This is a genomic window from Micromonospora sp. NPDC005220 (assembly GCF_040607895.1).
Lineage (GTDB): Bacteria > Actinomycetota > Actinomycetes > Mycobacteriales > Micromonosporaceae > Micromonospora.
Map to the genome: position 1 here is coordinate 1 of NZ_JBEXHP010000196.1, position 5,999 is coordinate 5,999.

At 71.1% G+C, this 5,999-nt stretch carries 6 protein-coding genes; 4 read left to right on the forward strand and 2 right to left on the reverse strand.

Annotated features, from left to right (window positions below; all coding sequences use genetic code 11):
* Window positions 1–11: 11 nt before the first annotated feature.
* Complete coding sequence (locus ABZU52_RS31695; RefSeq protein ID WP_354974596.1) at window positions 12–833, reverse strand: sugar phosphate isomerase/epimerase family protein; 822 nt, start codon at window positions 831–833, stop codon at window positions 12–14.
* Complete coding sequence (locus tag ABZU52_RS31700; RefSeq protein WP_354974597.1) at window positions 834–1,871, reverse strand: zinc-binding dehydrogenase; 1,038 nt, start codon at window positions 1,869–1,871, stop codon at window positions 834–836.
* Window positions 1,872–1,987: 116 nt separating this feature from the next.
* On the opposite strand from ABZU52_RS31700, the gene ABZU52_RS31705 reads away from it, so the two are divergent.
* The 4 genes from ABZU52_RS31705 to ABZU52_RS31720 are packed head-to-tail and all read left to right on the forward strand — an operon-like array spanning window position 1,988 to window position 5,858.
* Entirely contained in the window at window positions 1,988–3,382 is a 1,395-nt protein-coding gene (locus tag ABZU52_RS31705) for an extracellular solute-binding protein (protein ID WP_354974598.1), read from the forward strand.
* The gene (locus ABZU52_RS31710) at window positions 3,379–4,332 is read left to right on the forward strand and encodes a sugar ABC transporter permease (protein ID WP_354974599.1); all 954 of its coding nucleotides are present in this window, start codon (window positions 3,379–3,381) and stop codon (window positions 4,330–4,332) included. Before ABZU52_RS31705 ends, ABZU52_RS31710 begins: the two co-directional genes overlap by 4 nt.
* Window positions 4,332–5,198, forward strand: a complete 867-nt coding sequence (locus ABZU52_RS31715) for a carbohydrate ABC transporter permease (protein WP_354974600.1) — start codon at window positions 4,332–4,334, stop codon at window positions 5,196–5,198. Before ABZU52_RS31710 ends, ABZU52_RS31715 begins: the two co-directional genes overlap by 1 nt.
* A 54-nt stretch (window positions 5,199–5,252) precedes the next feature.
* Complete coding sequence (locus tag ABZU52_RS31720; protein WP_354974601.1) at window positions 5,253–5,858, forward strand: class I SAM-dependent methyltransferase; 606 nt, start codon at window positions 5,253–5,255, stop codon at window positions 5,856–5,858.
* Window positions 5,859–5,999: the final 141 nt, after the last annotated feature.

The window sequence follows — 5,999 nt, forward strand, 5'->3', positions numbered from 1 at the left end:
GGCGTCGGCGGTCACGCGGCGGCCCGCCGGGGCAGCGCGTGCCGCAGCACCGTGGCGGCCTGTTGCAGGGCCCGGACCGGGTCGCCGCGAAGCCGGCACTCCAGCGCCAGCCACCCCCGGTAGTCCAGCTCCAGCAGGGTGCGCACCAGCGCCGGCCAGTCCAGGTGCCCGGCGCCGGGTTGGTAGCGGTTGGAGTCGCTGACCTGCACGTGCCCGAGGTACGGCGCGGCGGTGCGCAGCGCGCGGTGCACGTCGTCCTCCTCGATGTTCATGTGGAAGGTGTCGGCGACCACCCGGACCGACGGCAGCCCCAGCGCGGCGCAGAGCGCCACCGCCTCGTCGAGCCGGTTGACCATGTGGTCCTCGTACCGGTTGAGGGGTTCCAGAAAGAGGGTGACCCCCTCGGCCCGGGCGTGCTCGCCCAGCTCGCCGAGGGCGTCGAGGAGCACCTGCCGGTCGCCGTGCGGCGGCCGGGGCGGCTCGAACGGCGGCAGCCGCCGGGAGAACATCCCCCAGGCGGCCGGGGTCATCGCCCCGACGCCGCCCAGCTCGGCGATCACCGATAGCTGGGAGCGCAGGTTGCGGACGGCGTCGGCGGACCGGGCGGGGTCGAAGTCGCCGATGAAGTGGTCCATCTCGACGCAGACGGTGGGCATCACCACCCCGGCGGCGCGGGCCCGGCGCAGCTCGGGCAGCCGACGGGCGAACGCGAGGTCGCCGCGGCCGCGTAGCTCGATGCCCTGGTAGCCGAGGGCGGTGGCGAGGGCGTACTTCTGGATCAGGTCGGTGCCCGGCAGGAGCTGTTCCTGGCAGGCCAGCGCGATGGTGGTCATCTAGAACCTCAACACGACTTGGAGGACGTCACCGGCGCCGCTGTCGAGCAGCGCGAGGGCGTCGGCGACCGCGCTGGCGTCGACGATGTGGCTGACCAGCGGCAACGGGTCGACGCTGTGCTCGGCCACCAGGTCCATGAAGGTCTGTGCCACCCGGTCGCCGGTCCACCGGCCGGCCATCGCCGGCGCGGGGGTGGGCCCGGAGACCTGGGCGGCCACCAACTGGATGCGGTTGTGGTGGAACTCCTCGCCGAGGCCGAGCCCGTCGGCCTGGCCCTGGTAGAAGCCGGCGGCCACCACCCGGCCGGCCTGGGCGGTGGACCGGATCGCCTCGTGCAGTGCCGGGTACGACCCGGACAGCTCCAGGCAGACGTCCGCGCCCCGTCCGCCGGTGGCCCGGCGCAGCACGGTGGCGGCGGATTCGTCGCGGGCGTCCACCGTCGAGCGCGCGCCGTAGCCGGCCGCGTACGCCAGCCGGCCCGGCATCCGGTCGACCGCCACCACCCGGGCGCCGGAGAGCGTCGCGAGTCGGGTGGCGAGCAGGCCGATGACGCCCTGCCCGAAGACGCCGACCCAGTCGCCGAGGTGCAGGTCGCCGGCGAGCACGGCGGTCAGCGCGATGGCGCCCGGCCGGGCGAAGACGGCGGCGAGCGGGTCGAGGTCGGCCGGCAGTGGACGGACGGCGGCGGCGGCGAGCACGGCCTCGGCGCGGTGCCCCCAGATGCCCCACACCAGCTGCCCCGGGTGCCGATCGAGGACCTCGGGGGCCACCTCGATGATCTCGCCGACCTCTTCGTAGCCGAAGCCGATCAGCGGGTAGGGCACCGGGGTCTGGCGGGGTACGAACATCCGGGCGGTGTCGTCCCAGTCCTTGCTGAGCCGGGGGTTGCTGCCTCGGTAGAGGGTCAGCTCCGTGCCGGCGGAGATGCCCGAGTAGCAGGTGCGGACCCGGACCTGGCCGGGGCCGAGCGGATCCGGCGGGCAGGGCTCGAGGCTGATCCGTCGAGGCCCGGCGAGTGAGACAACCCAGTTGCCCATGTGTCACATCCCGGTAGCACTGGGCTCCAGGATAGACACAAAATCGCAATATGTCTTGTTATTGATCAATCGAAGGTGTTGAATCCGGCATGTACCCTTCGAGAGGAGTGCCACCGATGTCAGCACCTCCGAGGCGGATACTCGCCACCACCCTGATCATGGCACTAGCAGCGTCCACCCTGCTGGCCTGCGGAGACGACGAGCCAGACAGCAACAGCAAGAAGATCACCGTCTGGAGCCTGGAGGACGTCGCCGACCGGGTCACCGCCACCAAGGCGATCATCGCGGACTTCACCGCGAAGACGGGGATCCAGGTCGACCTCGTGACCGTCAACGAGGACCAGTTCCCCTCCCTGATCGCCGCAAACGCCGCCGCCGGCGACCTGCCCGACGTGGTCGGCTCGGTCTCCCTGGCCGGCATCCGCACGCTCGCCGGCAACGAGCTGCTGCACGACTCCGCCAACGGGGAGATCGTCGACAAGCTCGGCAAGCAGACCTTCTCCCCCCGGGCGCTGGAGCTGACCTCGGACGACGGCAAGCAGCTCGCCGTACCCAGCGACGGGTGGGGGCAACTGCTCGTCTACCGCAAGGACCTGTTCGACGCCGCCGGCCTGCCCGCCCCCGACACGTACGAACGGATCACCGCCGCCGCGGCGAAACTGAACACCGGCGGCGTCGCCGGGATCACCGCGGCGACCGCGCCCAGCGACGTGTTCACCCAGCAGACCTTCGAGCACCTGGCGCTGGCCAACGGTTGCCAGCTCACCGACGACTCCGGTGGGGTCACCCTCGACTCGCCGCAGTGCGTCGAGGCGTTCCGCTTCTACGGTGACCTGATCCGCACCAGCTCGGTGAAGGGCGCGCAGGACGTGGACACCACCCGGGCCACCTACTTCGCGGGCAAGGCGGCCATGGTGATCTGGTCGCCGTTCATCCTCGACGAGTTGGCCGGCCTGCGTAACGACGCCAAGCCGACCTGCCCGCAGTGCCAGGCCGACCCGGGGTTCCTGGCGAAGAACAGCGGGTTCGTCACCGCGATCAAGGGCCCCAACGGCGCCGAGCCGGCCCAGTACGGCGAGATCAGCTCGTGGGCCGTGCTGGACGGCGCGGCGGCCGACCCGGCGAAGTCCTTCGTGGAGTACATGCTCAGTGACGGTTACCCGCGCTGGTTCGGCATGTCCCCGGAGGGCCGCTTCCCGGTCCGCAAGGGCACCCCCGCCGAGCCGGAGGCGTACCTGACCGCCTGGAACACCAGCCAGGCGGGCGTGGACGCGAAAAAGCCCCTCGCCGACGTGTACGGCGACGAGGTGCTGGCCACGCTGCGCCGCAGCCCGGACACCTTCGGGCGGTGGGGTCTCCGCCAGGGGCAGGGCAAGCTGGTCGGCGCCATGCTCGGCGAGTTGCCGGTGCCCAAGGCGCTGGGCGACCTCATCTCCGGCAAGTCCGACGCGGCGGCCACCGCCAACCGCGCCAAGAAGGACGTGGACGCCATCAAGGCGGGCGTCAATTGACCACCACCGCCGGTCCCGGCCGCTCCCCCACCCGGGAGCGGCCGGCGCCACCTCGACGCCGACCGTTGACCCTGCGCCGCCGCGAATCCCGGGCCGGGCTCGCGCTTGTCGCACCGACATTGCTCGTCACCATCGCCGTCATCGGCATCCCGATCGTGTGGACCGTGGTGCTCGCCTTCCAACGGGTCCGGCTCGCCACGCTGCGCAAGACCGGGCTGTTCGGCGAGTTCACCATGGACAACATCGACCGGGTGCTGCACACCCCCGGCTTCGCCGAGACGCTCTGGGTCACGCTGATCTACAGCATCGGCGGCACCGTCGGGTCGATAGTGCTCGGTCTGGTCGCCGCCCTGGTCGTCCGCCGACCGTTCCGGGGGCGCACCCTGGTCCGGGCGTCCATGCTGCTGCCGTACGTGGCACCGGTGGTCGCTGTGACGTTCGTCTGGCAGGTGATGCTCGACCCACAGCTCGGCATCGTCAACGCGTGGGGGCAACGCCTGCTCGGCTGGGACGCCCCGGTGCCGTTCCTCACCCAGGAGTCGACAGCACTCGCCACGGTGATCGTCTTCGAGGCGTGGCGGTACTTCCCGTTCGCGTTCCTGTTCCTGCTGGCCCGGCTCCAGGCGGTGCCCGGCGAGTTGGAGGAGGCCGCCCGCGTCGACGGCGCCACCCCCACCCAGCGGTTCCGGCACATCCTGCTGCCGCAACTGCTACCGGTGATCGCCCTGCTGGGCGTATTGCGCTTCATCATGACGTTCAACAAGTTCGACGACGTCTACCTGCTCACCGGCGGTGCGGCCGGCACCGAGGTGGTCAGCGTGCGGGTGTACGAGTTCCTCACCGCCCGTACCGACATCGGGGCGGCGGCCGCGCAGGCTGTCGTGCTGGCCGTGGTGCTCATCGTGTTCGTGCTGATCTATCTGCGCTTCTTCGGACGGAGGGTGGGCTGATGGACCGGGACGTGGTCGAGACGGTGAGCCTGCGCTGGCTGCGCCGCCTGGTGATCGCGGTGTTCCTGCTGGTCACCGCCTTCCCCTTCTACTACATGCTGGTGCTCTCGGTACGTCCCATCGAGCGGCTGCTGCTCGATCCCGGCGCGCTGGTGGTCGGCTTCGGCGAACTGACGGTGGCCACGTACGCCGAGGTGTTGAAGGCCACCGACGACGGCGGCCAGGGCTTCCTCACCTTCATCCGCAACAGCGGGCTGGTCGCCGTCGCGGCGACAGTGCTCACCCTCCTGGTCGCCATCCCCGGCGCGTACGCGGTGGCCCGGCTGCGGTTCTTCGGCCGGCGGCAGGTGGACTTCCTGTTCCTGGCGGTCTACCTGTTCCCGTCGATCGTCATCGCGATCCCACTGTTCGTGGTCTTCACCCGGGCCGGGCTGCGCGGCTCGCTCTTCGGTCTGGTGCTGGTCTACATCTCGCAGACGCTGCCGGTCTCGGTCTACATGCTGAAGAACTACTTCGAGACCATCCCGGTCAGTCTGGAGGAGTCCGCCGCCATCGACGGCGCCGGTCGGCTGGGCATCATCCGACGCGTCAGCCTGCCCCTGGCGATGCCGTCGATCATGGCGGTCGCGCTCTACGATTTCATGATCGCCTGGAACGAGTTTCTCTTCGCGTTGCTGTTCCTGGTCGACAAACCCGACCGGTGGACGGTGTCCCTGGGGTTGTCCCTGCTCGCCGACGGGGTGGAGGTGCCCAAGACGGTGCTGATGGCCGGGTCGGTCGTCCTCACCCTGCCCATTGTGATCCTCTTCTTCGCCAGCGAGCGGCTGCTCACCGAGGGGCTGACCAGCGGCGCGGAGAAGGGATGATCGTCTCGTCCGGGTCGCCCGCCCGGCCCCCACCGGCCCGGTTACGGTGGCCTCATGGCCAACCCGACCCGCTGGGCGACCGACACCGGCCCCGAGCACTCACAGTGGTATATCGACCGGTTCCGCAAGCTCGTGGCCGAGGGCGCGGACCTGGCCGGCGAGGCCCGACTGGTGGACGCTCTGGTCGCGCCCGGCTCCCGGATTCTCGACGCGGGCAGCGGCACCGGCCGCGTCGGTGCCGCGCTGGCCGAGCGGGGGCACACGGTGGTCGGGGTGGACGCCGACCCGGTGCTGGTGGATGCCGCCCGCGCCGACTATCCCGGGCCGACGTGGCTGGTCGCCGACCTCGCCGAGTTGGATCTGCCGGCGCTGGGTGAAGCCGAGCCGTTCGACGCGGCGGTGCTGGCCGGCAACGTGCTCGCCTTCGTCGCGGTCGGCACCGAACCGGAGGTGCTGCGCCGGGTGGCCGCGCACCTGCGACCCGACGGTGTGCTGACCGTGGGCTTCGGCACCGAGCGCGGCTACCCGCTGACCGCGTTCGACGCCGACGCGGTGGCCGCGGGGCTGCGGGTGGAGCAGCGCTTCGCCACCTGGGACCTGCGCCCGTGGCGCGACGACGCCCCGTTCGCGGTCAGCGTCCTGCGCCGCCCGGCCAACTGACCCCGGCGGGCCCGTTCCGGCCCGGTGATCAAGAGGTTTGCGTCAGACTCGCGCCGAATTCTGACGCAAACCACAAGATAAACGCCGGCACGCACCACGCCGGGTGGCGCTCAGCCGGGGGGGGGGACGGCTCGGGGGGCG

Bases quoted from the DNA above. Each gene is read 5' to 3' on its own strand.
- ABZU52_RS31695 (WP_354974596.1), bottom strand. From the start codon at position 833: ATGACCACCATCGCGCTGGCCTGCCAGGAACAGCTCCTGCCGGGCACC.
- ABZU52_RS31705 (WP_354974598.1), top strand. From the start codon at position 1,988: ATGTCAGCACCTCCGAGGCGGATACTCGCCACCACCCTGATCATGGCA.
- ABZU52_RS31715 (WP_354974600.1), top strand. From the start codon at position 4,332: ATGGACCGGGACGTGGTCGAGACGGTGAGCCTGCGCTGGCTGCGCCGC.
- ABZU52_RS31720 (WP_354974601.1), top strand. From the start codon at position 5,253: ATGGCCAACCCGACCCGCTGGGCGACCGACACCGGCCCCGAGCACTCA.
- ABZU52_RS31700 (WP_354974597.1), bottom strand. From the start codon at position 1,871: ATGGGCAACTGGGTTGTCTCACTCGCCGGGCCTCGACGGATCAGCCTC.